24 protein-coding genes are annotated in these 23,597 nt (G+C 56.5%); 20 read left to right on the top strand and 4 right to left on the bottom strand.

Annotated features, from left to right (window positions below; all coding sequences use genetic code 11):
• The first annotated feature begins 81 nt into the window (after window positions 1–81).
• From gcvT to trhA, 5 genes are all read left to right on the top strand, one after another.
• Window positions 82–1,179, top strand: a complete 1,098-nt coding sequence (gene gcvT, locus CUN67_RS16310; protein ID WP_208716351.1) for a glycine cleavage system aminomethyltransferase GcvT — start codon at window positions 82–84, stop codon at window positions 1,177–1,179.
• Between the two features lie 21 nt (window positions 1,180–1,200).
• Window positions 1,201–1,593, top strand: a complete 393-nt coding sequence (gene gcvH, locus CUN67_RS16305) for a glycine cleavage system protein GcvH (RefSeq protein ID WP_208716350.1) — start codon at window positions 1,201–1,203, stop codon at window positions 1,591–1,593.
• Window positions 1,594–1,677: 84 nt separating this feature from the next.
• Complete coding sequence (gcvP, locus tag CUN67_RS16300) at window positions 1,678–4,551, top strand: aminomethyl-transferring glycine dehydrogenase (RefSeq protein ID WP_208716349.1); 2,874 nt, start codon at window positions 1,678–1,680, stop codon at window positions 4,549–4,551.
• A gap of 60 nt (window positions 4,552–4,611) precedes the next feature.
• Entirely contained in the window at window positions 4,612–5,355 is a 744-nt protein-coding gene (locus CUN67_RS16295; protein WP_208716348.1) for an SDR family oxidoreductase, read from the top strand.
• 243 nt (window positions 5,356–5,598) lie between these two features.
• Entirely contained in the window at window positions 5,599–6,252 is a 654-nt protein-coding gene (gene trhA, locus CUN67_RS16290; protein ID WP_208716347.1) for a PAQR family membrane homeostasis protein TrhA, read from the top strand.
• 82 nt (window positions 6,253–6,334) lie between these two features.
• Here the strand turns inward: trhA and ygfZ are convergent, their stop codons facing one another.
• Window positions 6,335–7,318: a tRNA-modifying protein YgfZ gene (ygfZ, locus tag CUN67_RS16285; RefSeq protein WP_208716346.1), complete on the bottom strand. Its 984-nt coding sequence runs from the start codon at window positions 7,316–7,318 to the stop codon at window positions 6,335–6,337.
• Window positions 7,319–7,544: 226 nt separating this feature from the next.
• On the opposite strand from ygfZ, the gene sdhE reads away from it, so the two are divergent.
• Together sdhE and CUN67_RS16275 are read left to right on the top strand one after the other, a co-directional pair.
• Window positions 7,545–7,811 carry an FAD assembly factor SdhE gene (gene sdhE, locus CUN67_RS16280; protein WP_208716345.1) on the top strand — a complete coding sequence of 89 codons (267 nt, stop codon included), beginning with the start codon at window positions 7,545–7,547 and terminating at the stop codon, window positions 7,809–7,811.
• Window positions 7,786–8,202 carry a protein YgfX gene (locus tag CUN67_RS16275; RefSeq protein ID WP_208716344.1) on the top strand — a complete coding sequence of 139 codons (417 nt, stop codon included), beginning with the start codon at window positions 7,786–7,788 and terminating at the stop codon, window positions 8,200–8,202. The genes sdhE and CUN67_RS16275 overlap by 26 nt, the downstream gene beginning before the upstream one ends.
• A gap of 170 nt (window positions 8,203–8,372) precedes the next feature.
• Here CUN67_RS16275 and fldB read toward each other — a convergent pair whose 3' ends face one another.
• The gene (gene fldB, locus CUN67_RS16270) at window positions 8,373–8,891 is read right to left on the bottom strand and encodes a flavodoxin FldB (protein ID WP_208716343.1); all 519 of its coding nucleotides are present in this window, start codon (window positions 8,889–8,891) and stop codon (window positions 8,373–8,375) included.
• Window positions 8,892–8,993: 102 nt separating this feature from the next.
• Here fldB and xerD point away from each other — a divergent pair, with 102 nt between their 5' ends.
• From xerD to CUN67_RS16210, 12 genes are all read left to right on the top strand, one after another.
• Complete coding sequence (gene xerD, locus CUN67_RS16265) at window positions 8,994–9,887, top strand: site-specific tyrosine recombinase XerD (RefSeq protein ID WP_208716342.1); 894 nt, start codon at window positions 8,994–8,996, stop codon at window positions 9,885–9,887.
• A 22-nt stretch (window positions 9,888–9,909) separates the two neighbouring features.
• On the top strand, window positions 9,910–10,623 hold the full coding sequence (gene dsbC, locus CUN67_RS16260; protein WP_208716341.1) for a bifunctional protein-disulfide isomerase/oxidoreductase DsbC: 714 nt from the start codon (window positions 9,910–9,912) through the stop codon (window positions 10,621–10,623).
• 6 nt (window positions 10,624–10,629) lie between these two features.
• On the top strand, window positions 10,630–12,360 hold the full coding sequence (gene recJ, locus CUN67_RS16255) for a single-stranded-DNA-specific exonuclease RecJ (RefSeq protein ID WP_208716340.1): 1,731 nt from the start codon (window positions 10,630–10,632) through the stop codon (window positions 12,358–12,360).
• A gap of 96 nt (window positions 12,361–12,456) precedes the next feature.
• Window positions 12,457–13,555 (top strand): peptide chain release factor 2 gene (gene prfB / locus CUN67_RS16250; protein ID WP_208716339.1). Its coding sequence is split into 2 segments (ribosomal slippage): window positions 12,457–12,531 and window positions 12,533–13,555, totalling 1,098 coding nucleotides; the frame shifts between segments, so codons are not numbered across the junction.
• A gap of 9 nt (window positions 13,556–13,564) precedes the next feature.
• On the top strand, window positions 13,565–15,085 hold the full coding sequence (gene lysS, locus CUN67_RS16245) for a lysine--tRNA ligase (RefSeq protein WP_084876547.1): 1,521 nt from the start codon (window positions 13,565–13,567) through the stop codon (window positions 15,083–15,085).
• 123 nt (window positions 15,086–15,208) lie between these two features.
• Window positions 15,209–16,060: a MurR/RpiR family transcriptional regulator gene (locus CUN67_RS16240; RefSeq protein WP_208716338.1), complete on the top strand. Its 852-nt coding sequence runs from the start codon at window positions 15,209–15,211 to the stop codon at window positions 16,058–16,060.
• Window positions 16,061–16,312: 252 nt separating this feature from the next.
• Entirely contained in the window at window positions 16,313–17,149 is an 837-nt protein-coding gene (locus tag CUN67_RS16235; RefSeq protein ID WP_208716337.1) for a transporter substrate-binding domain-containing protein, read from the top strand.
• Between the two features lie 2 nt (window positions 17,150–17,151).
• Window positions 17,152–17,784: a DUF1989 domain-containing protein gene (locus CUN67_RS16230; protein WP_208716336.1), complete on the top strand. Its 633-nt coding sequence runs from the start codon at window positions 17,152–17,154 to the stop codon at window positions 17,782–17,784.
• Entirely contained in the window at window positions 17,768–18,415 is a 648-nt protein-coding gene (locus tag CUN67_RS16225) for an urea carboxylase-associated family protein (RefSeq protein WP_208716335.1), read from the top strand. Before CUN67_RS16230 ends, CUN67_RS16225 begins: the two co-directional genes overlap by 17 nt.
• A 3-nt stretch (window positions 18,416–18,418) precedes the next feature.
• Window positions 18,419–19,069, top strand: a complete 651-nt coding sequence (locus CUN67_RS16220; RefSeq protein ID WP_208716334.1) for an amino acid ABC transporter permease — start codon at window positions 18,419–18,421, stop codon at window positions 19,067–19,069.
• Window positions 19,069–19,734 carry an amino acid ABC transporter permease gene (locus CUN67_RS16215; protein ID WP_084876541.1) on the top strand — a complete coding sequence of 222 codons (666 nt, stop codon included), beginning with the start codon at window positions 19,069–19,071 and terminating at the stop codon, window positions 19,732–19,734. The genes CUN67_RS16220 and CUN67_RS16215 overlap by 1 nt, the downstream gene beginning before the upstream one ends.
• A gap of 13 nt (window positions 19,735–19,747) precedes the next feature.
• The gene (locus CUN67_RS16210; protein WP_208716333.1) at window positions 19,748–20,419 is read left to right on the top strand and encodes a DUF1989 domain-containing protein; all 672 of its coding nucleotides are present in this window, start codon (window positions 19,748–19,750) and stop codon (window positions 20,417–20,419) included.
• A 44-nt stretch (window positions 20,420–20,463) separates the two neighbouring features.
• Here the strand turns inward: CUN67_RS16210 and CUN67_RS16205 are convergent, their stop codons facing one another.
• The gene (locus CUN67_RS16205) at window positions 20,464–21,090 is read right to left on the bottom strand and encodes a serine protease (RefSeq protein ID WP_208716332.1); all 627 of its coding nucleotides are present in this window, start codon (window positions 21,088–21,090) and stop codon (window positions 20,464–20,466) included.
• A gap of 384 nt (window positions 21,091–21,474) precedes the next feature.
• Here CUN67_RS16205 and CUN67_RS16200 point away from each other — a divergent pair, with 384 nt between their 5' ends.
• A complete protein-coding gene (locus CUN67_RS16200) occupies window positions 21,475–22,638 on the top strand; it encodes an MFS transporter (protein ID WP_208716331.1) in 1,164 nt (387 codons plus the stop codon).
• On the opposite strand, the gene CUN67_RS16195 is transcribed toward CUN67_RS16200, so the two are convergent.
• Complete coding sequence (locus CUN67_RS16195) at window positions 22,635–23,555, bottom strand: LysR family transcriptional regulator (protein ID WP_084876537.1); 921 nt, start codon at window positions 23,553–23,555, stop codon at window positions 22,635–22,637. The two genes, CUN67_RS16200 and CUN67_RS16195, sit on opposite strands and share 4 nt — an antisense overlap.
• Window positions 23,556–23,597 lie beyond the last annotated feature (42 nt).

Here is a 23,597-nt window from a genome sequence, read left to right as displayed (position 1 = left end):
CGTCAGCGCAAAGAGAACGTTTGCGTCAGCCATCATGGCTGCGCAGGCGCGTCACCTTCACTTGTTTTCTACAGGATGGTTATGACTCAGCAAACGCCTCTATTCGAACAGCATCAGGCCAGCGGTGCCCGCATGGTAGATTTCCACGGCTGGATGATGCCTCTGCATTACGGCTCACAAATGGATGAGCACCACGCGGTACGCACTGATGCCGGCATGTTTGATGTTTCCCACATGACCATTGTCGACCTGCGCGGGGCGAGCACCCGTGAATTTCTGCGTTATCTGCTGGCAAATGATGTCGCCAAACTGACTCAGCCAGGCAAAGCGCTCTACACCGGCATGTTGAATGCTTCCGGTGGCGTCATTGATGATTTGATTGTTTACTTTATGACCGAGGACTTTTTCCGTCTGGTGGTGAACTCCGCTACGCGTGAAAAAGATCTGCAATGGATTGGTGAACACGCGAAGAAATACGGTGTGACCTTGACCGAGCGTGACGATCTGGCGCTGATTGCGGTGCAGGGACCTCAGGCTCAGCAAAAAGCGCAGTCGCTGTTTAGCGCGGCACAACGCGATGCTGTGGCGGGTATGAAGCCCTTCTTCGGTGTTCAGGCGGAAGAGTTGTTTATTGCCACCACCGGTTATACCGGCGAAGCGGGCTACGAGATTGCCTTGCCTGCGACCGAGGCTGCGGATTTCTGGCAGCGTCTGCTGGCGGCGGGTGTCAAACCTGCGGGTCTGGGCGCACGAGACACGTTGCGTCTGGAAGCGGGGATGAATCTGTATGGCAAGGAGATGGATGAGGGCGTTTCACCGCTGGCGGCCAATATGGGCTGGACCATCGTCTGGGAACCGACCGACCGTGATTTTATTGGCCGTGACGCCCTGGAAGCTCAGCGTGCCGCAGGCACAGAAAAACTGGTGGGTCTGGTAATGACCGAAAAAGGGGTGCTGCGTAACGGCTTGCCGGTACGTTTCACCGATGAACAGGGTCAGCCGCAGCAGGGTATTATTACCAGTGGTTCCTTCTCTCCAACGCTGGGTTACAGCATTGCGCTGGCACGTGTGCCAGCGGGTATTGGCGAGCAGGCGATTGTGGAAATCCGCAACCGTGAAATGCCGGTGAAGGTCACCAAACCGATTTTTGTTCGCGCCGGTAAGCCGGTCGCTCAGTAACTTTTTTCAGGAGATTTGGCGATGAGCAATGTACCAAAAGAATTGAAGTACAAAGATAGCCACGAGTGGGTACGTAAGGAAGCCGACGGTACCTTTACCGTGGGGATCACCGAGCATGCCCAGGAATTGTTAGGTGACATGGTGTTTGTTGACCTGCCAGAAGTGGGACGCGTTGTTGCAGCGGGTGAGGATTGTGCAGTAGCAGAATCCGTGAAAGCCGCTTCTGACATCTACGCACCACTGAGCGGCGAGATCATTGAGATAAACGAAGAACTGGAAGGCTCGCCTGAACTGATCAACAGCGATCCGTACAGCGATGGCTGGTTGTTCAAAATCAAAGCCAGCGATGAGTCTGAATTCGACGCCGACTCAATGCTGAATGCCGATGAGTACAAAGCCTCCATCGACGAATAAGTATGACTAACAGAAGGTGTCGCCTGGCGGCACCTTCGTTTTTTGTCTGTATTAATACCCAGCCCGATTCAGGATTTACTGCTAATGACTCAGACTCTCAACCAGCTTGAACATAACGGTGCGTTCATTGAGCGCCATATCGGTCCTACGCCGCAGCAACAGGCCACCATGCTGGAAGCGATTGGTGCCAGCTCGCTGGAAGCGTTGATCGGTTCCATCGTGCCTGCCGATATCCAGCTGCCGGGCCCTCCCGCAGTGGGTGATGCCGCCACCGAGCAGCAGGCGCTGGCGGAGCTGAAAGCCATTGCCAGTCAGAATCAGCGTTACAAATCCTGGATTGGAATGGGTTACACCGCGGTGATCACCCCGCCGGTGATCCTGCGTAACATGCTGGAAAATCCGGGCTGGTACACCGCTTACACGCCGTACCAGCCTGAAGTATCCCAGGGTCGTCTTGAAGCGTTGCTTAACTTCCAGACCCTGACGCTGGATCTGACCGGTCTCGACATCGCGTCAGCGTCATTGCTGGACGAAGCGACTGCCGCTGCGGAAGCGATGGCCATGGCAAAACGCGTCAGCAAGCTGAAAACGGCCAATAAATTCTTTATCGCCGACGATATCCATCCGCAGACGCTGGATGTGGTACGTACCCGTGCCGAAACCTTTGGTTTTGAACTGATTATCGACAGCGCGGAAAAAGCGCTCGATCATGACGACCTGTTCGGCGTGCTGCTGCAACAGGCAGGCACCACTGGCGAAGTGCATGATTACCGTTCACTGATTACCGAGCTGAAAAGCCGTAAAGTGGTGGTGAGCGTAGCCGCTGATTTTATGGCGCTGGTGCAGCTGGAAGCCCCAGGCAAGCAGGGTGCAGACATTGTGTTTGGCTCTGCGCAGCGCTTTGGCGTGCCGATGGGCTACGGCGGTCCGCATGCGGCCTTCTTTGCCAGCCGCGACGAACACAAACGCTCCATGCCGGGCCGTATCATCGGCGTCTCACGCGATGCGGCGGGCAACACTGCGCTGCGTATGGCGATGCAGACCCGCGAACAACATATCCGTCGCGAGAAAGCCAACTCCAACATCTGTACTTCTCAGGTGCTGCTGGCGAATATCGCCGGTTTCTACGCGGTCTATCACGGACCGGCTGGCCTGAAGCGTATCGCTTCACGTATCCATCGTCTGACCAGCATTCTGGCTGCCGGACTGAAAAACGGTGGCCTGAAACTGCGCCACAATAGCTGGTTCGATACTCTGACCGTAGAAGTGGCTGACAAAGCGGCGGTACTCAACCGTGCGCTGAGCTTTGGTGTCAACCTGCGCAGCGACATTCATAACGCGGTGGGTATCACCCTGGATGAAACCACCCGTCGTGAAGACGTGCAGGCGTTATTCGCTATTCTGCTGGGCGATGCCCACGGCCTGGATATTGATGCGCTGGATAGCGTCGTTGCCGCTGAGAACAGCGCGATTCCGACGGGCCAGCAGCGCCAAAGCGCCATCCTGGAGCATCCGGTGTTCAACCGCCATCACAGTGAAACTGAGATGATGCGTTATATGCACAGCCTGGAGAAAAAGGATCTGGCGCTGAACCAGGCGATGATCCCGCTGGGTTCCTGCACCATGAAACTCAATGCCGCAGCTGAAATGATCCCCATCACCTGGCCGGAATTCGCTGAACTGCATCCGTTCTGTCCGGCAGAGCAGGCTGCGGGTTATCTGCAAATGATCGGCCAGCTGTCGCAGTGGCTGGTACAGCTGACCGGTTATGACGCGCTGTGTATGCAGCCGAACTCGGGCGCGCAGGGAGAATATGCCGGTCTGCTGGCGATTCGTCGTTATCACGAGAGTCGCAATGAAGGCGACCGCCATATCTGCCTGATCCCCAGCTCAGCACACGGCACCAACCCGGCGTCGGCACAGATGGCGGGCATGTCAGTGGTGGTAGTCGCTTGTGACAAACAGGGCAACATCGACCTCGGTGATCTGCGTGAGAAAGCAGCACAGTCGGGCGATAAACTCTCCTGCATCATGGTGACGTATCCGTCCACCCACGGCGTGTACGAAGAAACGATCCGTGAAGTGTGCCAGATTGTGCATCAATACGGCGGCCAGGTTTATCTCGACGGCGCCAACATGAACGCGCAGGTGGGCATCACCACGCCAGGCTACATTGGTGCGGATGTTTCTCACCTTAACCTGCACAAAACCTTCTGCATTCCGCACGGCGGCGGTGGCCCAGGTATGGGGCCGATTGGCGTCAAAGCGCATCTGGCTCCCTTCGTTCCGGGCCACAGCGTGGTGCAAATTGATGGCGTATTGACCCAGCAGGGCGCGGTGTCCGCAGCGCCATTCGGCAGCGCCTCGATTCTGCCGATCAGCTGGATGTATATCCGTATGATGGGTGCTGAAGGTCTGAAACAGGCCAGTTCAGTGGCGATCCTTAATGCGAACTACATCGCCAGCCGTTTACAGTCGGCTTACCCGATTCTGTATACCGGACGCGATGGCCGTGTCGCGCATGAATGTATTCTGGATATTCGTCCGCTGAAAGAGCAAACCGGCATCAGTGAGCTGGACATCGCCAAGCGCCTGATTGACTACGGCTTCCATGCGCCGACCATGTCGTTCCCGGTTGCCGGTACGCTGATGGTGGAGCCGACGGAATCGGAGAGCAAAATCGAACTGGATCGCTTTATCGATGCCATGCTGGCTATTCGTATGGAGATCGATCGTGTGGCTGATGGTGAATGGCCGCTCGAAGATAACCCACTGGTCAATGCACCGCATACCCAGATGGAAATCGTCGGTGAGTGGACGCATCCGTACACCCGTGAGTTGGCTGTGTTCCCGGCAGGCAACGCCAATAAATACTGGCCGACGGTAAAACGTCTGGATGATGTCTTCGGCGATCGAAATCTTTTCTGTAGCTGTGTCCCGATGAGTGAGTACGCGTAAGCTACACTCTTTCCCATCACAGCAAAGGCCGGGTAACCGGCCTTTTTTTATGGAGGCAATATGGAACTGGCATTGGTCACGGGGGCGAGTCGTGGGATTGGTCGTGCGACCGCGTTATTACTGGCAAAAGCAGGCTATGGCGTAGCGGTAAATTATCGTCAGCGTGAGGCTGAGGCACAACAGGTGGTTGCGGAGATCGTGTCACAGGGTGGTCACGCGTTTGCGGTTCAGGCCGATATCGCCGACGAAGCGCAGGTGCTGAAGATGTTTCAGCAACTCGATGATCATGATGCTGAGCTGAAAGTGCTGGTGAACAACGCCGGTATCCTGTTTCAGCAGTGCCGGGTAGAGGATCTGGATGTGGAACGTATCCAGCGCGTGTTTGCCACCAATGTGACCGGCACTTTTCTTTGCTGCCGCGAAGCGGTTAAACGCATGGGGACGCATCACGGCGGCAGTGGGGGATCCATCATCAATGTGTCATCAGCCGCAGCCAGAATCGGTTCCCCTAACGAATATGTGGATTACGCTGCGTCCAAAGGCGCGATGGATACCCTGACCAAAGGTTTGTCGCTGGAAGTCGCCATGCAGGGAATTCGTGTCAATGGCGTGCGTCCGGGGCCGATCTATACCGAAATGCATGCCGACGGCGGCGAGCCTGGCCGGGTAGACCGGGTCGCGAGTGGTATCCCGATGGGGCGCGGTGGTCAGCCACAGGAAATCGCCGCCGCAATCGTCTGGCTGGCAAGCGATGCCGCTTCCTATATCACCGGCACCATCATTGATGCAGCCGGGGGGCGCTAGTTAAAACTTACGTATTCTCCGATCCGTCGCGGCGCGATTTATCGCGCCGCGACGTTATCGTGCATTTTTTCATCATCGCATTCCTGTCATCTTCCTGACATTTTCCTGCTGTCTGATCACTCAGGTTGAAACACCGATACACAGTTTAATTTTAGCGTACAGGTGTACACTGAAATTATTCCTGGTTACTCTGATGCACAGAAAAAGCACAGTCAGTTTCTTCGTTTTTCGGGACGCACGCTCATGGTACAGAACCGTCTTATCGCTCAGGGCTATTCGCTGGCAGAAGAGATCGCTAACAGCATCAGCCACGGTTTAGGCTGCCTGTTTGGCATTGTGGGTCTGGTGTTGTTATTGACTCAAGCCGTTGAAATGCAAGCCGATGTGACAGCAATTACCAGCTACAGTCTGTATGGTGGCAGTATGATTTTGCTGTTTCTGGCTTCCACGCTCTATCACGCAATTCCCCATCAGAAAGCCAAATACTGGCTGAAAAAATTTGACCACTGCGCCATCTATCTGCTGATCGCCGGGACTTATACGCCATTCCTGTTGGTGGGCTTGAAATCGTCGCTTGCTAAGGGGTTGATGATTGTCATCTGGAGCCTGGCGCTGGCGGGCATCATTTTTAAACTCACCATTGCTCACCGCTTTAAAGTGTTGTCGCTGGTAACCTATCTCAGCATGGGATGGTTATCGCTGGTGGTGATTTATCAGCTGGCGACCAAATTGTCAGCGGGCGGCGTCTGGCTGCTGGCGGCGGGAGGAATCGTGTATTCACTCGGCGTGATTTTCTATGTGGCGCGTCGTATTCCCTACAATCACGCGATCTGGCACGCCTTTGTGCTGGGTGGCAGCATTTGCCACTTCTGTGCGATTTACTTCTATGTGATGTGAAAAGAACAACCTGCACAAATTCGTAGCGGCGCAATTTATTGCGCGATTTTTGGCAATTGCGCCGCTACGTTGTCGTTGGCGGTTAATCTTCGAGAGAATAAGGCAGTGGCTGAATAGTCAGTTTGCCGCCTTCGTCACCTTCCACGCGTAGCACGCTATCCGGCTCCAGATCGTTATTCATCACCACCTGCACCCATACTTCACCGTCATCCAACTGAACCGCGGTGAGAACCGTGCCGGTACGACGCCACTTATCACCCATCTGCAATTCCAGCGAGCCGTCGACCTGCGGCAGATGGCTGGCATTACCCGCCAGCCAGTACAGGGCGCGTTTATTGGCACCACGGAATTTGGCGCGTGCCACCATCTCCTGCCCGGTGTAGCAACCTTTTTTAAAGCTGATGGCGTCGAGCGCCTGTAAGTTGGTGGCCTGCGGAATCAGCTGCGCGCTGGTGGCGCTGTCAATCACCGGAATGCCCGCTTCAATATCCAGTGCCAGCCACTGGGTGCTGTCATTGAGCTGCGCATCACCTTTCAGCTTATCCTTCAGGGCTTCGGCCTGGGGAAGCGTGGTCACCAGCAGGAAGCGCTCCGCCGGTTGTTCAAACCACAGCAGGGTGGTGTCGTCCTGCTGGACCACGGGCGTGGTTGCATCCGGCAGGACCGGAAACTGACTTGCCAGCGCGGTGCGCGCCTGGAAACCTGCCACGCCCAGCAGCACGGCATCGTCATCGGCAGCGATGGTCACTTTGGCAAACACCGCATACTTTTTCAGCTCGGTCAGTTGGGTATCGCGCAGATTGCGACGAACCAGATAGCCAAAACCTTCGCCACGATGGAACAGGCGCAGGCTGGTCCACATTTTCCCTTTGGCATCACAATGCGCCGCCGGGCGATGCTGGGTGGCATCCAGCGCGGCCACATCCAGCGTCAGCTGGCCTTGAAGATACGAGGTGCTGTCTTTGCCCTGCACCGCAACCAGCGCCCACTCATCGAGTGACATCAGGGTTAATGGCAGGCGAGACGATGCCGCGGGTTGGCGTGGCGGAAGGGTATAAATAGGCATGGGCTATTCCTGATTATTGGGTTCATCCGTAGATAATGATTCCATGTTAAAAGAGACGCGCGGCATTGCAACCTGTTTGCGGAATCCGACGCACAAATCGCGTGATAACCCTGCATTGTGTGGAAAGGTTTTGCGTATTGATGCACAGCAACCACAGCTGCGCCTGCAGCCACGGAAAAAAGCAGGTACACTGAGCGCCATTGTTTGCCGCAGTGGAAAAAGACACATGGATATTCATGACAAATCCCGCGTCCAATGGGCGTGCCGTCGTGGCATGCTGGAACTGGACATCGCCATCATGCCGTTTTTCAAATATGAGTATGATTCTCTCACCGACACCGACAAACAGGTGTTTATTGCCTTGCTGAAAAGCGACGATCCTGATTTGTTTAACTGGATGATGAACCACGGTGAGCCAGCTGATCCCGAGTTCAAACGCATGGTTAAACTGATTCAGCAGCGCAATCGTGAACGCGGTCCGGTGGCAATGTAACCTGCACCCGTCGCGCAGCGCATGTGCGTTGCAGACGCTGATGCTCGGTTGCTGTTGTCTGCTGATCGTGGGCTTGCCCTGGCCGGAGATGTGGCACTGGGGCAAAGTGCCGCTGCTGTTATTACTGCTGATGGAAGGCTGGCGCAACCAAAGGCTGCTACAGCAACGCCGTGGACGGCTGATATTAGATAAACAAGGTAACTGGCTGTGGGATGACCGCTGCTGGCACAATGCGCGCGCACCCGGCTGGTTGCCGATTGGCGTGTTACTGGTGTTGCGTAATCAGCAGGGGCAGTGCAGGCGGCTATGGCTGATGTATGACAACATGCCGCCTGGTTACTGGCGCGCGTTGCGAGCCAGCTGTTTTATGCATGCCAGCATTGAGCTGTAGCGGCGCGATTTATCGCGCGTCTTTTGGGCCGGGGCACCGGTTGTCAGAAAACCGCGCAATAAATTGCGCCGCTACAACCTGGTGCGGTATTGAGCCGTGATGTAAATCTCCGCACAAACCGTAGCAGCGCGATTTATCGCGCAGGCCTTAGCTACCCTGCTGATGATGCCTTAAAGCAGTGCCGCTGTTTCCGTCAGAATCTGTTCACACCACTGTTCGATACGTTCATCACTCAGTTCGAACTGGTTAACATCGTCAAGGGCCAGGCCGACAAATTGTTTACCGTCGGCGGTGAGGGGTTTCGGGCTGGTAAATTCATAGCCCTCCAGCGGCCAGTAGCCGACAAACTGCACGCCCATCGGTTGCAGCAGCTCATGCAGCATACCCAGCGCATCAAGAAACCATTCGCTGTAGCCAATCATGTCGCCCATGCCATACAGCGCGACAATTTTCCCGCGCAGATTCAGTGCCGGAATTTGTGGCCAAATCGCTTCCCAGTCTTCCTGCAATTCACCAAAATCCCAGGTGGGAATACCGAGGATCAGCAAATCGTACTGCTCCATCAGCGTCGGATCATCATCTTTCAGATTGTGCAGGGTGACCAATTCGCCACCAATAAAATCGCGGATCTTCTCTGCGGTCATTTCGGTGTAGCAGGTGCTTGAACCGTAAAACAGGCCGATATTCATGCAATTAATGCTCTGGCTGAAACTGACTTTGGCGCAATTGTACCAGAAGCAGGCGCTTTTCAGGCATAATGAGCACGATTTCACACGAGCTGGAGGGAGAGAGTGGAAGACCGTGACCTGATCGAACAGTTTCTGGATACGCTCTGGATTGAGCGCAATCTGGCACAAAATACCCTCGCATCGTATCGGCAGGATCTGCAAACCCTCACCGGCTGGCTGCATCATCATGAGCGCACCCTGCTGACGCTGGAGGCGCCCGATTTGCAGCAGTTTCTGGCAGAACGCGTGGAAGGCGGCTATAAAGCCACCAGTTCTGCGCGTACCCTGAGTGCCATCCGGCGGTTGTTTCAATACCTGTATCGTGAAAAGCTGCGCAGCGACGATCCCAGCGCACTGCTTTCCGCCCCGAAACTGCCACAGCGTCTGCCCAAGGATCTCAGCGAAAAGCAGGTGGAGAGCTTGTTACAGGCACCGTCGATTGAGATCCCGCTCGAACTGCGCGATAAAGCGATGCTGGAATTGCTCTACGCCACCGGGCTGCGTGTATCCGAGCTGGTGGGTTTAACCCTCAGTGATATCAGCCTGCGTCAGGGCGTGGTGCGGGTGATCGGTAAAGGCAACAAAGAACGCCTTGTGCCATTGGGTGAAGAAGCGATTTACTGGCTGGAGCATTATATGGAGCATGGCCGTCCGTGGTTGCTGAACGGGCAAACGCTGGATGTGGTGTTTCCCAGCAACCGTGCGCAACAGATGACGCGCCAGACGTTCTGGCATCGCATCAAGCATTACGCCATCCTGGCCGGGATCGACAGTGAAAAATTGTCGCCGCATGTGCTGCGCCACGCGTTTGCCACACATTTACTGAACCATGGGGCCGATTTGCGCGTCGTACAGATGTTGCTGGGGCATAGCGACCTCTCAACCACCCAGATTTATACGCACGTTGCCACTGAGCGCCTGCGACAGTTACATCAACAGCATCATCCGCGTGCCTGACACGCGGCAACAAGGAAATGAGATGAAAAAACAGTTAACGATGCTGGCTCTGCTGGTCAGCACTTTTTCCGGGCTGGTTCATGCCGATGACAGCGCCATCCAGCAGGCGCTGAAAAAACTCGGCCTGCAACAGACGGAAATTCAGCCGTCACCGTTGCCAGGCATCAAAACCGTGCTGACCGAAAGCGGCGTGCTGTACGTTACGGAAGATGGTAAGCACATGATTCAGGGCCCGCTGTACGATGTGAGCGGCGCTCAGCCGGTGAACGTGACTAACCAGTTGCTGGAGAAAAAAGTCACCGCGCTGGAACCGCAAATGATCGTGTACAAAGCGCCGAAAGAACAACACGTTATCACCGTGTTCACCGATATTACCTGTGGTTACTGCCGTAAGCTGCACGAGCAGATGGCGGACTACAACGCGCTGGGCATCACCGTGCGTTATCTGGCGTTCCCGCGTGAAGGTCTGCATGGCCAGGTGGAAAAAGCGATGAAAGCGGTCTGGTGCAGCGCCGATCGTAACAAAGCCTTTGATGAAGCGATGAAAGGCAACGTGCCACAGATGGATGCGCCCGCCACCTGCAAAATCGACCTCGATCAGCACTACAAACTCGGCATTCTGTTCGGTATTCAGGGCACTCCGGCCATCCTTACCGACAGCGGCATGATGATTCCGGGCTATCAGGGACCGCAGGAGCTGAAGCAGGTGCTCGATGGCCAGAAAAGTGGCGGTTAATCCACAGTGATCCATTCTGTTGAACTGCGTCGGCGTGAGTCCCATGTCGACGATGCCTTACCCGCCGATTTGCCGCCGTTGCTGCGTCGGCTCTACCTGCAACGTGGTGTACGTGATGCCGCAGAACTGGAGCGTGGCGCGAAACACCTGCTGCCGTGGCAAACGTTGGGCGGCATTGAGGCCGCTGTTACCTTGCTGCATCAGATGCTGCGCGACGGCCGTCGCATTGTGGTGGTCGGCGATTTTGATGCCGACGGGGCGACCAGCACGGCGCTGACGGTGCTGGCGTTGCGTAGTCTCGGCGGCAATATCGATTATCTGGTGCCAAACCGTTTCGAAGACGGCTACGGCCTCAGCCCGGAAGTGGTGGAGCAGGCGCGCGCACGCGGTGCCGAAATGATCCTCACGGTGGATAACGGTATCTCGTCACATGCAGGCGTCGATACCGCGCATCAGCACGGTATCCCGGTGCTGGTCACTGACCACCATCTGCCTGGCGAAACGCTCCCTGCCGCCGAAGCCATTGTTAACCCCAATCTGAGTGACAGCGATTTTCCCTCACGGTCACTGGCCGGGGTGGGGGTCGCCTTTTATCTGATGCTGGCGCTGCGCGCCTATTTGCGCACGCAAAACTGGTTTAGCGAGGGGCGCAGCGAACCCAATCTGGCGGAATGGCTCGATTTGGTGGCGCTTGGCACCGTGGCTGACGTGGTGCCGCTCGATGCCAATAACCGCATCCTGGTATGGCAGGGCCTGAGTCGCATTCGCGCCGGGAAGTGCCGTGTGGGCATCCGTGCCTTGCTGGAAATCGCCAATCGTGATGCGCGTCAGCTGGTTGCCAGCGACCTCGGTTTCGCCATCGGCCCACGCCTTAACGCTGCCGGGCGGCTGGATGATATGTCGGTGGGCGTAGCGTTGCTGCTTACCGAGGACATTACCGAAGCCCGCATGCTGGCGAACGAGCTGGATGCCCTCAATCAGACGCGTAAAGAGATTGAACAGGGCATGAAAAGTGAAGCGCTGGCGCTGTGTGATGCGCTGGAGCGGCAGAACACCGATTTACCGCTCGGCCTGGCGTTTTTCCATCCCGAATGGCATCAGGGGGTGGTGGGCATTCTGGCTTCCCGCCTGAAAGAACGTTTTCACCGTCCGGTGATCGCTTTTGCCCCGGCAGGTGATGGCACGTTGAAAGGCTCTGGTCGTTCGATTGCCGGTTTGCATCTGCGTGATGCGCTGGAGCGCCTCGATACCTTATTCCCCGGGCTGATGATCAAATTTGGCGGCCATGCCATGGCGGCGGGCTTGTCGCTGGAGGAAACGCGCTTTGAAGAGTTTCGCCAGCGTTTTGCCGCCCTGATCGATGAATGGCTGGCAGGCGAGGCATTGCAAGGAGTGATTTGGTCCGATGGTGAGCTGCGTGCGCAGGAGTTTTCGCTGCAAACCGCCGAGTTGCTGCGCGAAGCCGGTCCCTGGGGCCAGGCGTTCCCCGAGCCGGTATTTGATGGACGCTTTAAAGTGCTGCAACAAAAACTGGTGGGCGAACGTCATCTGAAAGTGATGGTGGAACCGGTAGGCGGGGGCCCGCTGCTGGATGGTATCGCGTTTAACGTCGATACTACCTTGTGGCCGGACAGCAGCGTGCGCCAGGTCGAACTGGCTTATAAGCTGGACATCAACGAATACCGGGGCAATCGCACGGTGCAACTGATTATCGACCATCTGTGGCCGCTGGCATAAGCGGTTACCAATGCTACAAAATAAACGCGCTTTCGGTTAAACTAGCGCGTTAGAATTTTCCCTTCTCACCGAATCGTCAAAAAAGACTGAAAAGCCATGTTTGAAATTAACCCGGTCAAAAACCGTATTCAGGACCTCACCGAGCGCAGCGACGTTCTTAGGGGGTATCTTTGACTACGATGCCAAGAAAGAACGCCTCGAAGAAGTAAACGCCGAGCTGGAACAACCTGACGTCTGGAACGAACCTGAGCGCGCACAAGCGCTGGGTAAAGAGCGTTCGTCGTTAGAAGTGATTGTTAATACCCTGAATCAGATGGCGCAGGGGCTGGAAGATGTGCAGGGTCTGCTGGATTTGGCGGTTGAAGCCGAAGACGAAGAGACCTTTAACGACGCCATTGCCGAGCTGGATGTACTGGAAGTGAAGCTCGGTGAGCTGGAATTCCGTCGTATGTTCTCCGGCGAATATGACAGCGCCGATTGCTATATCGATTTACAGGCCGGTTCCGGCGGCACTGAAGCGCAGGACTGGGCCAGCATGCTGATGCGTATGTATCTGCGCTGGGCAGAAGCCAAGGGCTTCAAAACCGAAATTATTGAAGAGTCAGAAGGTGAAGTGGCCGGTCTGAAATCCGCCACCATTCGCGTTTCTGGTGACTATGCCTTCGGCTGGCTGCGTACTGAAACCGGCGTTCATCGCCTGGTACGTAAGAGTCCATTTGACTCCGGCGGTCGTCGTCATACCTCCTTCAGCTCGGCCTTTATCTACCCGGAAGTGGATGACGATATTGATATCGAAATCAATCCGGCAGATCTGCGTATTGACGTTTACCGTGCTTCGGGCGCGGGTGGTCAGCACGTTAACCGGACGGAATCCGCGGTACGTATTACCCATATTCCAACCGGCACCGTGACGCAATGCCAGAACGATCGTTCGCAGCATAAGAACAAAGATCAGGCGATGAAGCAGATGAAAGCGAAGCTGTACGAGCTTGAGATGCAGAAGAAAAATGCTGAGAAACAGGCGGCAGAAGATAACAAATCTGACATCGGCTGGGGCAGCCAGATTCGTTCTTACGTGCTGGACGATTCACGCATCAAAGATCTGCGTACCGGCGTCGAAACCCGTAACACCCAGGCGGTGCTGGACGGCGACCTCGATCGTTTTATTGAAGCAAGTTTAAAAGCAGGGCTATAAGGAACCGACATGTCTGAACAACAACCGCAGAGCGCTGACGCCGCACTTGAGTTAAACAACGAACTGAAAACGCGTCGCGAAAAACTCAGCGCGCTGCGTGAAACCGGCGTGGCGTTTCCTAACGATTTCCGCCGTGACACCACCTCCGATAAGCTGCACGCCAGCTATGATGAGAAAAGCAACGAAGAGTTGGAAGATCTCGGCATTGAGGTGAGTGTGGCCGGTCGTATGATGACCCGCCGTATTATGGGCAAAGCCTCGTTTGTCACCTTACAGGACGTCGGTGGCCGCATTCAGCTGTATGTGGCGCGTGATGATCTGGCTGAAGGCATCTACAACGAGCAGTTCAAGAAGTGGGATCTCGGTGATATCCTCGGCGCGCGCGGTAAGCTGTTCAAAACCAAAACCGGTGAGCTGTCGATCCACTGTTCTGAACTGCGTCTGCTGACCAAAGCACTGCGTCCGCTGCCGGATAAATTCCACGGCCTGGCCGATCAGGAAACCCGTTATCGTCAGCGTTATCTCGACCTGATCGCCAACGACGAATCACGTCACACCTTCCAGGTTCGCTCCAAAATCATGGCCGGTATCCGCCAGTTCATGGTAGGCCGTGACTTTATGGAAGTGGAAACCCCGATGATGCAGGTGATTCCGGGTGGTGCTTCGGCACGTCCGTTTATCACCCATCACAACGCGCTGGACATTGATATGTACCTGCGTATTGCGCCGGAACTGTATCTGAAGCGTCTGGTGGTTGGTGGTTTTGATCGCGTCTTCGAGATCAACCGTAACTTCCGTAACGAAGGGATCTCGCCGCGTCATAACCCAGAGTTCACCATGATGGAACTCTACATGGCGTATGCGGATTACAAAGATCTGATCGAGCTGACCGAAAGCCTGTTCCGTACCCTGGCGCAGGACGTACTCGGCACCACGGAAGTGCCTTATGGTGAACACAGCTTCGATTTCGGTAAGCCGTTCGAAAAACTCACCATGCGTGAAGCGATCAAAAAATACCGTCCGGAAACCGATCTGGCCGATCTGGATAACTTCGACAAAGCGGTGGCCATTGCCCACTCTCTGCACATCAAAGTGGAGAAAAGCTGGGGTCTGGGCCGTGTTGTGACCGAGATCTTCGAAGAAACCGCCGAAGCCCATCTGATCCAGCCGACCTTCATCACCGAATATCCGGCTGAAGTGTCACCGCTGGCGCGCCGTAACGACGAGAACCCGGAAATCACCGATCGCTTTGAATTTTTCATCGGCGGCCGTGAAATCGGTAACGGCTTCTCTGAGCTGAACGATGCGGAAGACCAGGCGGAGCGTTTCCTGCAACAGGTGAATGCCAAAGATGCAGGCGATGACGAAGCGATGTTCTACGACGAAGATTACGTGACTGCGCTGGAACACGGCCTGCCGCCGACTGCGGGCCTCGGTATCGGTATCGACCGTATGGTGATGTTGTTTACCAACAGCCACACCATCCGCGACGTGATCCTGTTCCCGGCGCTGCGCCCGTCAGGTAAATAAGCGCATACCCTCGTAAGCAAAAATAGGTCGCCCTGCAAGGCGACCTTTTTTTTGCCATAAAAATCCTGATGACAACCCGGCACGCTCTGTGCAGGATGGTTTTTTTATTTGCAGGGAATAACCATGAGTGCAAAAGCGGCATCGTTAGAAGGCCGGATTCGTCAGCACTGGGATCAACTCTCCAGCCATGAACAGCGGCTGGCCGACGTATTGCTGGCTGCACCCGGTCAGCTGGCGATGAACACGGCCACGGAACTGGCGCACAGCGCTGGGGTGTCCAAAGCCACCACCACCCGTTTCTTCCGTCATCTCGGTTATGAAAGCTACGAAGCGGCACGCCGCCAGGCACGTGATATGCAAAGCAGCGGCTCGCCGCTCTATTTGCAGGTTGTCCCCAGCGCTTCACCGCTCGACAGCATTATGCAGCAGCATCTGGAAAAAGAGATCGCCAATCTGGTGAACAGCTATCGCACGCTGGAAAGCGCTCAGTTGCAGGAGGCGGTTACCGCCATCGCCCGTGCGCGACGCGTGGTGGTGATGGGCTGGCGTCACAGCCAGACTATCGCGCAGCTGATCTATCGCGATCTGATTCATGTCCACCCCGATGTGCGTTTGCTGCCCCGTCCCGGTGATTCGCTGGCGGAACATCTCGCCTCGCTGGGGGAGCAGGATGTGGCGATCTGTGTCGGCCTGCGCCGCCGTATGCCGGTGCTGGAGGCAGCAATGAATGCGCTGGCAGAACGCCAGGTGCCGATGTTGTATCTGGCCGATGTGTTGTCCGGCAAACCGGCACGCCACGCCCAATGGGTGGTACGTTGCCACACCGACAGCAGTCTGATTTTCGATAGCACCGCTGCACTTTCCGGTATCTGCAATCTGTTGTGCTCACTGGTCGCTCGCCAGATGGGTAAAGCCAGCAACGATTACCTCGCGCAGGTTGAAGCGCTGCACCAATCCCTCGACGAACTCGAATAACGCCCCATGCTGGCGCATTTTGCGCCAGTTTTTGCCCTGAACTGGTGCAATCATCGTTGCCCGGTTGGCGGTCGTTTCACACGATGTGAAATCATAGAAACTTAAAATAAAAATAAAGAAACAATCGTTTCTCAATGATTGCACAGGAAAAAGTCATTTTTCAGCCCCATGGTGCGATCGGTGTGTGAAAAATCTGGCACAAAATATGCTCAGTAGAAAAAGACATTTCACCAACACCAGGGAAACACCATAATGAAAAAAACAGCAATCCTCATTGCCGCACTTTTGTCTGTTGGCACTCTGGCGCAGGCGCAAGCCGACACGCTGGCCGACATCAAAAGCAGCGGCAAAATCACCGTCGGTATCGACCCGACATTTCCTCCGTATGAATACACCGACGACAGCGGTGCCATCACCGGCTACAGCGTGGCGATCATGCAGTCCTTCGCCAAAGACCTCGGTGTGAAACTGGAGTTTCAGAAAACCGCGTTCAGCGGCATTTTGCCGGGCCTGATTTCCGGCTCGTTTAACGCTGAAGGCTCCTCCCTGAACGTTACCGCCGAACGCGCGAAGAAAGTGCTGTTCACCGTGCCATACAGCAAAACCGTTAACGGGGTGCTGGTGCGCGAAGATGAGGCCAAAACCTTTAGCGGCAAAACTCTCAGCCCGGAAAGCCTGTCTGGCCTGCGTGGTGCGGTGAAAACTGCCAGCGTGCCGGAGCAGTTGCTGAAAGGGTTTAACGAGCAGCTGAAAAAAGCCGGTAAAAAACCGATCACCATCATCAGCGTCGATTCCCTTGATCAGACTGTCAGCACCCTGATGACCAAACGCGCTGATTTCGTTTACGACGATATCTCGGTACTGGCACCGGTGGTGAAGAAGTACCCGAGCAAAGTGGCGCAGGTGGGTGAAGTCGGCCCGTCACAGTGGATGGGCTGGGCAACGCGTAAAGAAGACGGCAGCCTGAACAAAGCCCTGAGTGACCATATCCTGGCGATGCAGAAAGATGGCGAACTGACCAAACTTCAACAGCAGTACCTCGGCACCACCTTTACTGTGCCGGCCAGCGATTTCATTCCCCAGGAGTAAGTATGTGCCAGTCAACCCTGACGGTCCCGGCGGGGCACGGCAAAACCTTCCGTGTGCGCAAAGGGCAATTTATTACCGTCATTGATAGTGAAGGGCAGCAGGCCGCGGATTTTGTCGCGGTCAATGCCGACGACCTGAACGAAAAGCTGTCACCGGTGCATACCCGCCAGCATCTGCGTTCGCTGTTCTTTAAACCTGGCGATGCGCTGTGGTCGAGTGAAAACCGCCCGCTGCTGCGCATTGTCGCGGACACCATCGGTATCCACGACGCCAACGTCCCGGCCTGTGACCGCACGCGTTTCAGCGTTGATTTCGGCGTTGAGGGGCATCGCAACTGCGTGGATAACCTGCTGGAAGGGATGAAAGCCTTCGGCGTGACCTACTTCACCCTGCCGGAACCGTTCAACCTGTTCCAGAACGGCCCGGTCACCGCCGATGGTCGTATGGAAGTCACCGACCCACACAGCAAGGCGGGCGACAGCATCACCTTTGAAGCGCTGTGCGACCTGATTTGCTCAGTATCGTCCTGCCCGCAGGACATCATTCCGGGGAATGGCTTGCAGGTGACACCTATCGATATTCGCGTCAGCGATCACGACCACACCGGGGAGATGCCGCATGCTGCTGATGCGTGAGAGTTATGAAGAGAGCGCGGAACGCACCCTGGCGGCACCGGTTGAGGTGGCTGCGGGTAGCGTGGCATCGATTCGCGTGCTGCGTGGTCAGTTGCTGCGTATCACCGCGTTGGGGGAGGGGGCGGTAGCCTCGCTGTTCGGTTTTAGTTTGCAGGACCCGGCGGTATGGCTGTCGGTGCACCATACGCGCGTCTTCAGCAACAGTTATCTGCTCGGCTCCGGTATGCGTTTGGTCAACAACCGTCGCCGTCCGATGATGGTGCTGGGTAAAGATAGCGTTAAACGTCATGACCTGCTGCTGCCGGGTTCCACCACGGCGTTTCTGGCGCAGCGTGGCTACGGCGGAGAGGGTTGCATTGAAGGGGTAAGCCGTGAGCTGGCGCGTCTCGGCATGACGGTGCCGAAAATGCCGGATCCGATCAATCTGTTTATGCACGTCAAACTGACGCGTGACGGTGACATTCTGCCGGAAACCAACCTCACCAAAGCCGGTGACAGCATTACCTGTCGCGTGGTGATGGATACGCGCTTTATCGTCTCTGCCTGTAACACCGGCATTGAGGGCAACGACAAGCCCGCGCCGTTGCGACTGGCGGTGGCGGAGAACCTGACGGACTTTAACGCGGAGTAAGCGATGGGGCTGGATCAACAGGTAGTGGCCGCGCTGCCGGAACTGGGGCACGGTCTGCTGATGACGCTGGTACTGACGGTGCTGGCATCATTGGTGAGCGTAGTAATGGGGCAGCTCGGCTGTTTCCTGCAACTGCGCCGGGCCTGGATCTGGCGCGCGATGGGTCGTCTCTACGTTAGTCTGATGCGCGGCACCCCGGCCATTGTTCAGCTGTTTGTGGTGTTTTTTACCTTGCCGCGTCTGGGGCTGGGTGGTCAGCCGATGCTTGCAGCTGTGGTGGCGATCGGTCTGAACAGTGGGGCTTACGTGGCGGAAATTCTGCGCGTTAACCGCAGTCTGGTGACGCGAGGGCAACTGGAAGCCGCCCGCACCCTGGGGTTAAGCCGCGCGCTCACCTGGTGGTATGTCATCAATCCCCAGGTGATGCGCGCCAGCCTGCCGATGCTGGTGAATGAGTTCACCATTTTGCTGAAAACCACCCCGCTGGCCTCAGTGGTGGCGCTGACAGAACTGACCTATGCCGGTCAGATTGTTATCGCCCGCACCTATGACGCCACCCAGGTGCTGCTATTGGTGGCCGCCGGTTATCTGCTGATTGCGCTGCCGTTGATCGGTGCCGCGCGGCGACTGGAAGCAAAACGGAGGCTGGCATAGTGGATTGGCAGGCAATTATGACCTCGCTGCCGTCGTTAGGTGATGGCCTGGTGGCAACCCTGCAATTGTGTGCGGTGGCGGCCTTGTGTTCGCTGCTGTGGGGGGCGCTGATGGCTGCCATGCTGATGCGTGCCTCACCGTTCTGGCAGCGATTGCTCAATATTTACAGCGGATTGACCCTGGCCCTGCCGCTGCTGGTGGTGATTTATCTGCTCTATTTTGTGTTGCCGGAGTACGACATCACCCTGTCTTCACCGGTGGTTGGCGTGCTGGCCCTGACGCTCTACTACGCACCTTACATCGCGCAGGTGATCCGCGCGGCGATTGCTGCGCTGCCGAAGGGGCAGTGGGAAGCGTGTCGGGTGCTGGGGCTGAGCCGCAGCGAGCAACTGCGTGATGTGGTGTTGCCGCAGACACTGCCGCAAATGCTGTCACCGCTGGTCGGGTTAACCATTGGTTTGATTAAAGACTCTGCGCTGCTGTCGGTGGTTTCGGTGCAGGAGTTTATGTACGCCGCCAAACAGGCAATTTCTGATACCTACGCGCCGCTGGAGATCTACCTGACAGTAGCGCTCTGCTACTGGCTGCTGAACAGTCTGATCGACTGGCTGGCGCGCTGTCTTGAATCCCGCATGACGCGCTATCGTCGCGGCATGCAGCACTAATCTGGAGAACAACATGTCGGCTGAATATCAGCATCGTGCAACCATAACCATTCCGGCGCGCTACGGCAAAGCGGTGCGTCTTAATAAGGGCGAGGCGGTGCAGGTGATTAACCTGCACGGTACGCAGGTGGTGGATTGCTGGGCTTACAACGCGGATGACGTCAGTGAATATATGTGTATGGAGGCGACACGCGTCTGGAATCAGCGCCTCAATCCAAAGGTGGGCGACAGTTTTATTACCAGCCAGCGCCACCCGATTCTGACGCTGGTAGCGGACACCTCACCTGGCGTGCACGACACCTTTATGGCGGCCTGTGATGCGCGCCGCTACGAGCTGCTGGGCTGCACCGAACCGCACCGCAACTGCCACGACAACCTGCATGAAGGGCTGGCGGAGCTGGGCGTGCAACTGCCGCACGGCAATCTGGCCTCGTTCAATATTTTTATGAACATCCAGGTGCAACCGGATGGCATCACCCTGAAGACATTGCCGGTGGTGACAAAACCGGGCGATTACATCGTGCTGCGCGCTGAGATGGACTGCTTTGTGGCGTTCTCGGCCTGTCCGCAGGACATCGTCAGCATCCAGGGGCAGGGCGATAACACCCCGCGCGATGCTGAGCTGCGTATTCTCACCGCTGGGTTCCCCCAGGTGACATTGCAGGGGCCGTGGGTGCCGGCCTGATTTGCACAACCCGCGCGATAAATCGCGCAAGGTTTTTGGGCGCATTACGATTTCATCACCCCATCCAGCCACTTCTGGAAGCGCGCATAAGGGATATACAGCGCCACATCCTTGTAAAGCGTTTTGCCGCTGTGGTTATCGTTAATCCGGCTGCTGTAGCCGACGATCACTCCGGCGAGGGTGTTATCGTCGGCGTTATACACCGCCCCACCGGACATACCCTTCACCACGCCTGCATTGGCGGCGACGACGACGCAGCTGGCTTTGTTCCAGTCATTCGCCAGCGTGGTATTGATCAGGTTCTGACCGGTGGAAGCCACCGGCATGGCGCTGATAAAGCTGTAGCCATAGAGATTGATGCTGTCACCAATCCGGCCATTGCGAAAATGCGGTGGCAGATCCGCCTCGCTGTTTTTGTGGTACACCACGGCAAGGTCACATTCGGGGTGCCAGGCCTTCACCCGATACATCGAGTATTTCGCCACGTGCGCAGCCGTCAGGCTGTACTCGGGGGTCAGGGGAATCACCGAACCGAGCGAGCCTACACCCAGCACGGTAGGAATGCCGGTGAAGGTCATATCGACGCGCTTTTGCGCTTCTTTACTGTATTCGTAGTGCCCGACCGAGCAGCCACTCAGACAGCCAATCGTTAAGGCCATGAGCCATCGCATACGCTCTCCCCTTTGAAGAATGACGAGACATTACCAGGCAATCCATTGGGGTATCGGCAACGCGGAAATTTCCTTTAAGGAATGATTCACCGGCGAAATGCGACGGTGATCACAACCAGTTTTAAAGGGTAGCGTGAAAAAAACGTTCTGTTTCAGGATTGGGAAAAGGACGAAGGCTCACAGATCCGCTGTCAGCGTGAGCGGTGAACGATTATTGCGGTAGCGGCAAAATAACCTTGCGGCATGCGGGGTGTATGGCGGAAAGTGGCTATGCTTTAATACGCGTTGTGACGCAGATCAAAAATTAATAAGCGTCTGCTATCACCGTTCCGCGTTCGTGGAACGGCCTGCCTGCAAAAATTATCGTTATTGGGAGAGTGAGTTATGCCTGTTGCATTACTGGCGCTGGCGCTGAGTGCGTTCGCCATCGGCACCACGGAATTTGTCATCATGGGATTACTGCCGGAAGTGGCGGGTGATCTGCAGGTGTCGATTCCTTCTGCGGGATGGCTGATCAGTGGCTATGCGTTGGGCGTCGCCATCGGTGCCCCGATTATGGCGCTGCTGACAGCAAAACTGCCGCGTAAACGTACCCTGGTGCTGCTGATGTGTATCTTTATCGTCGGCAACGTATTGTGTGCGCTGGCCTACAGCTACAATCTGCTGATGCTGGCGCGTATTGTCACCGCGCTGTGTCACGGTGCGTTTTTCGGCATCGGTTCCGTGGTGGCGGCCAGCCTGGTGGTACCGAGCCGTCAGGCGTCGGCAGTGGCGTTGATGTTCACCGGTCTGACGCTGGCTAACGTGCTCGGCGTACCGTTGGGCACCTGGTTTGGTCAGATGTTTGGCTGGCGAGCCACCTTCTGGGGTGTGGCGATTATCGGCATCTTCGCCTTTATCGCGTTGATCGTCAGCCTGCCCACCAACAAAGACGAAAAGCCGGTGCATCTGGCGAGCGAAGTCAGCGCGCTGGCGAATGGCAAACTGTGGCTGTCGCTGCTGATGACGGTGTTTTTTGCCGCGGCTATGTTTGCGCTGTTCAGCTATATCGCGCCGCTGCTGTTGCAGGTCACCGGGATCACCGATCGCGGCGTCAGCTGGACGCTGTTCCTGATTGGCGCGGGCCTGACGGTGGGTAACATCCTTGGCGGCAAACTGGCTGACTGGAAAGTCTCTTTCAGCCTGATCCTCAGCTTCTCACTGATTGCGGTGTTATCGCTGCTGTTCAGCTGGACCAGCCATGCGCTGTGGCTGGCAGAGATCACCCTGTTCCTGTGGGCGATGGCGACCTTCGCCACCGTACCGGGGCTGCAAATCAACGTGGTACGTCACGGTAAAGAAGCGCCAAACCTGGTATCGACCCTGAACATTTCTGCGTTTAACGTCGGCAATGCGCTGGGTGCCTGGGTCGGCGGCGCGGTGATCGACAAAGGCTACGGCCTGACCTCGGTGCCGGTGGCGGCGGCGGCGCTGGCGGTGGTTGGCCTGGTGGTCTGCCTGATTACCTTCCGTAAATCAGGCGGGCAGGGCGAGGCGGTGCGCGCTTAAGCCAGCCGCTCGGCAATGCGCTGGGGGAACGCGGCGACCTGCTGTTGCAGATGGTCGCAGAAGTGATCCACCAGCGCAGACGCCGGACGGTGTTGCGGGCGTACCAGGCTGATGGTAAACGGCACCGCAATGCTAAACCGGCGCATCACCACACCGCTGTCGGCGTAATCCAGCGCCGTCAGCGGGTTCACGATCGAAACCCCCACCCCGGCGCGCACCATCGCGCACACCGACGCGGCGCTGTGTGTCTCCAGCACCAGCCGTCGTTCCACCCCTTGCTCATGAAACAACGTATCCAGCAACTGGCGATAGCTGTCACTGCGCGACAGGCTGACGTAGTTTTGCCCGTGGAAATCCTGCGGCGTCAGCACCGCACGCTGGCACAACGGATGCTGCGGTGGCAGCACACAAACTTCATCGCAGGTCAGCAGCGCGACACGTTCGGTGCCTGCCGGGGCATGCTGGGTTTCCGTCAGACCCAGATCGTAACGCTGCGCCGACAGCCACTCCTCCAGCAGCGGTGACTCCTGCGGAATGATGTTCATGCTTACCTGTGGATAACGCTGCAAAAAGGGCTGGCACAACGGCGGCAGCAGCGATTGGGAAAACACCGGCAGGCAGGCGATGGAGAGCTCGCCCTGACGGAACTGACGTAAACCTTCGGCGGCATCCATGATGCGATCCAGCCCGTACCACGAGCGCTGGACTTCTTCGAACAGGCGCAGCCCCTGCACCGTGGGTTGTAAGCGGCCACGTACCCGTTCAAACAGTTGCAACCCGAGCTGCTGCTCCAGCCGCGCCAGTTCACGGCTGACGGTGGGCTGCGAGGTATGCAGCAGCGTGGCCGCCTGGGTCAGATTGCCGCTGGTCATCACCGCGTGGAAAATTTCGATATGTCGCCAGTTAATTTTTGCCATACAGCCTCCGTCGCAATCCATATCATATTTGCATAGCTGCCA

This window comes from Pantoea cypripedii (genome assembly GCF_011395035.1).
GTDB lineage: Bacteria > Pseudomonadota > Gammaproteobacteria > Enterobacterales > Enterobacteriaceae > Pantoea > Pantoea cypripedii_A.
The sequence above is the reverse complement of the archived record's forward strand: the minus strand, read 5'-3'. Positions and strand labels throughout refer to the sequence as shown.

Coding starts and splice junctions, on each gene's coding strand:
- gcvH (WP_208716350.1), top strand. CDS start 1,201: ATGAGCAATGTACCAAAAGAATTGAAGTACAAAGATAGCCACGAGTGG.
- CUN67_RS16225 (WP_208716335.1), top strand. CDS start 17,768: ATGCTGCTGATGCGTGAGAGTTATGAAGAGAGCGCGGAACGCACCCTG.
- fldB (WP_208716343.1), bottom strand. CDS start 8,891: ATGAATATCGGCCTGTTTTACGGTTCAAGCACCTGCTACACCGAAATG.
- CUN67_RS16200 (WP_208716331.1), top strand. CDS start 21,475: ATGCCTGTTGCATTACTGGCGCTGGCGCTGAGTGCGTTCGCCATCGGC.
- CUN67_RS16235 (WP_208716337.1), top strand. CDS start 16,313: ATGAAAAAAACAGCAATCCTCATTGCCGCACTTTTGTCTGTTGGCACT.
- dsbC (WP_208716341.1), top strand. CDS start 9,910: ATGAAAAAACAGTTAACGATGCTGGCTCTGCTGGTCAGCACTTTTTCC.
- sdhE (WP_208716345.1), top strand. CDS start 7,545: ATGGATATTCATGACAAATCCCGCGTCCAATGGGCGTGCCGTCGTGGC.
- CUN67_RS16220 (WP_208716334.1), top strand. CDS start 18,419: ATGGGGCTGGATCAACAGGTAGTGGCCGCGCTGCCGGAACTGGGGCAC.
- gcvP (WP_208716349.1), top strand. CDS start 1,678: ATGACTCAGACTCTCAACCAGCTTGAACATAACGGTGCGTTCATTGAG.
- CUN67_RS16295 (WP_208716348.1), top strand. CDS start 4,612: ATGGAACTGGCATTGGTCACGGGGGCGAGTCGTGGGATTGGTCGTGCG.
- gcvT (WP_208716351.1), top strand. CDS start 82: ATGACTCAGCAAACGCCTCTATTCGAACAGCATCAGGCCAGCGGTGCC.
- ygfZ (WP_208716346.1), bottom strand. CDS start 7,318: ATGCCTATTTATACCCTTCCGCCACGCCAACCCGCGGCATCGTCTCGC.
- CUN67_RS16230 (WP_208716336.1), top strand. CDS start 17,152: ATGTGCCAGTCAACCCTGACGGTCCCGGCGGGGCACGGCAAAACCTTC.
- CUN67_RS16210 (WP_208716333.1), top strand. CDS start 19,748: ATGTCGGCTGAATATCAGCATCGTGCAACCATAACCATTCCGGCGCGC.
- CUN67_RS16240 (WP_208716338.1), top strand. CDS start 15,209: ATGAGTGCAAAAGCGGCATCGTTAGAAGGCCGGATTCGTCAGCACTGG.
- CUN67_RS16195 (WP_084876537.1), bottom strand. CDS start 23,555: ATGGCAAAAATTAACTGGCGACATATCGAAATTTTCCACGCGGTGATG.
- CUN67_RS16205 (WP_208716332.1), bottom strand. CDS start 21,090: ATGCGATGGCTCATGGCCTTAACGATTGGCTGTCTGAGTGGCTGCTCG.
- trhA (WP_208716347.1), top strand. CDS start 5,599: ATGGTACAGAACCGTCTTATCGCTCAGGGCTATTCGCTGGCAGAAGAG.
- lysS (WP_084876547.1), top strand. CDS start 13,565: ATGTCTGAACAACAACCGCAGAGCGCTGACGCCGCACTTGAGTTAAAC.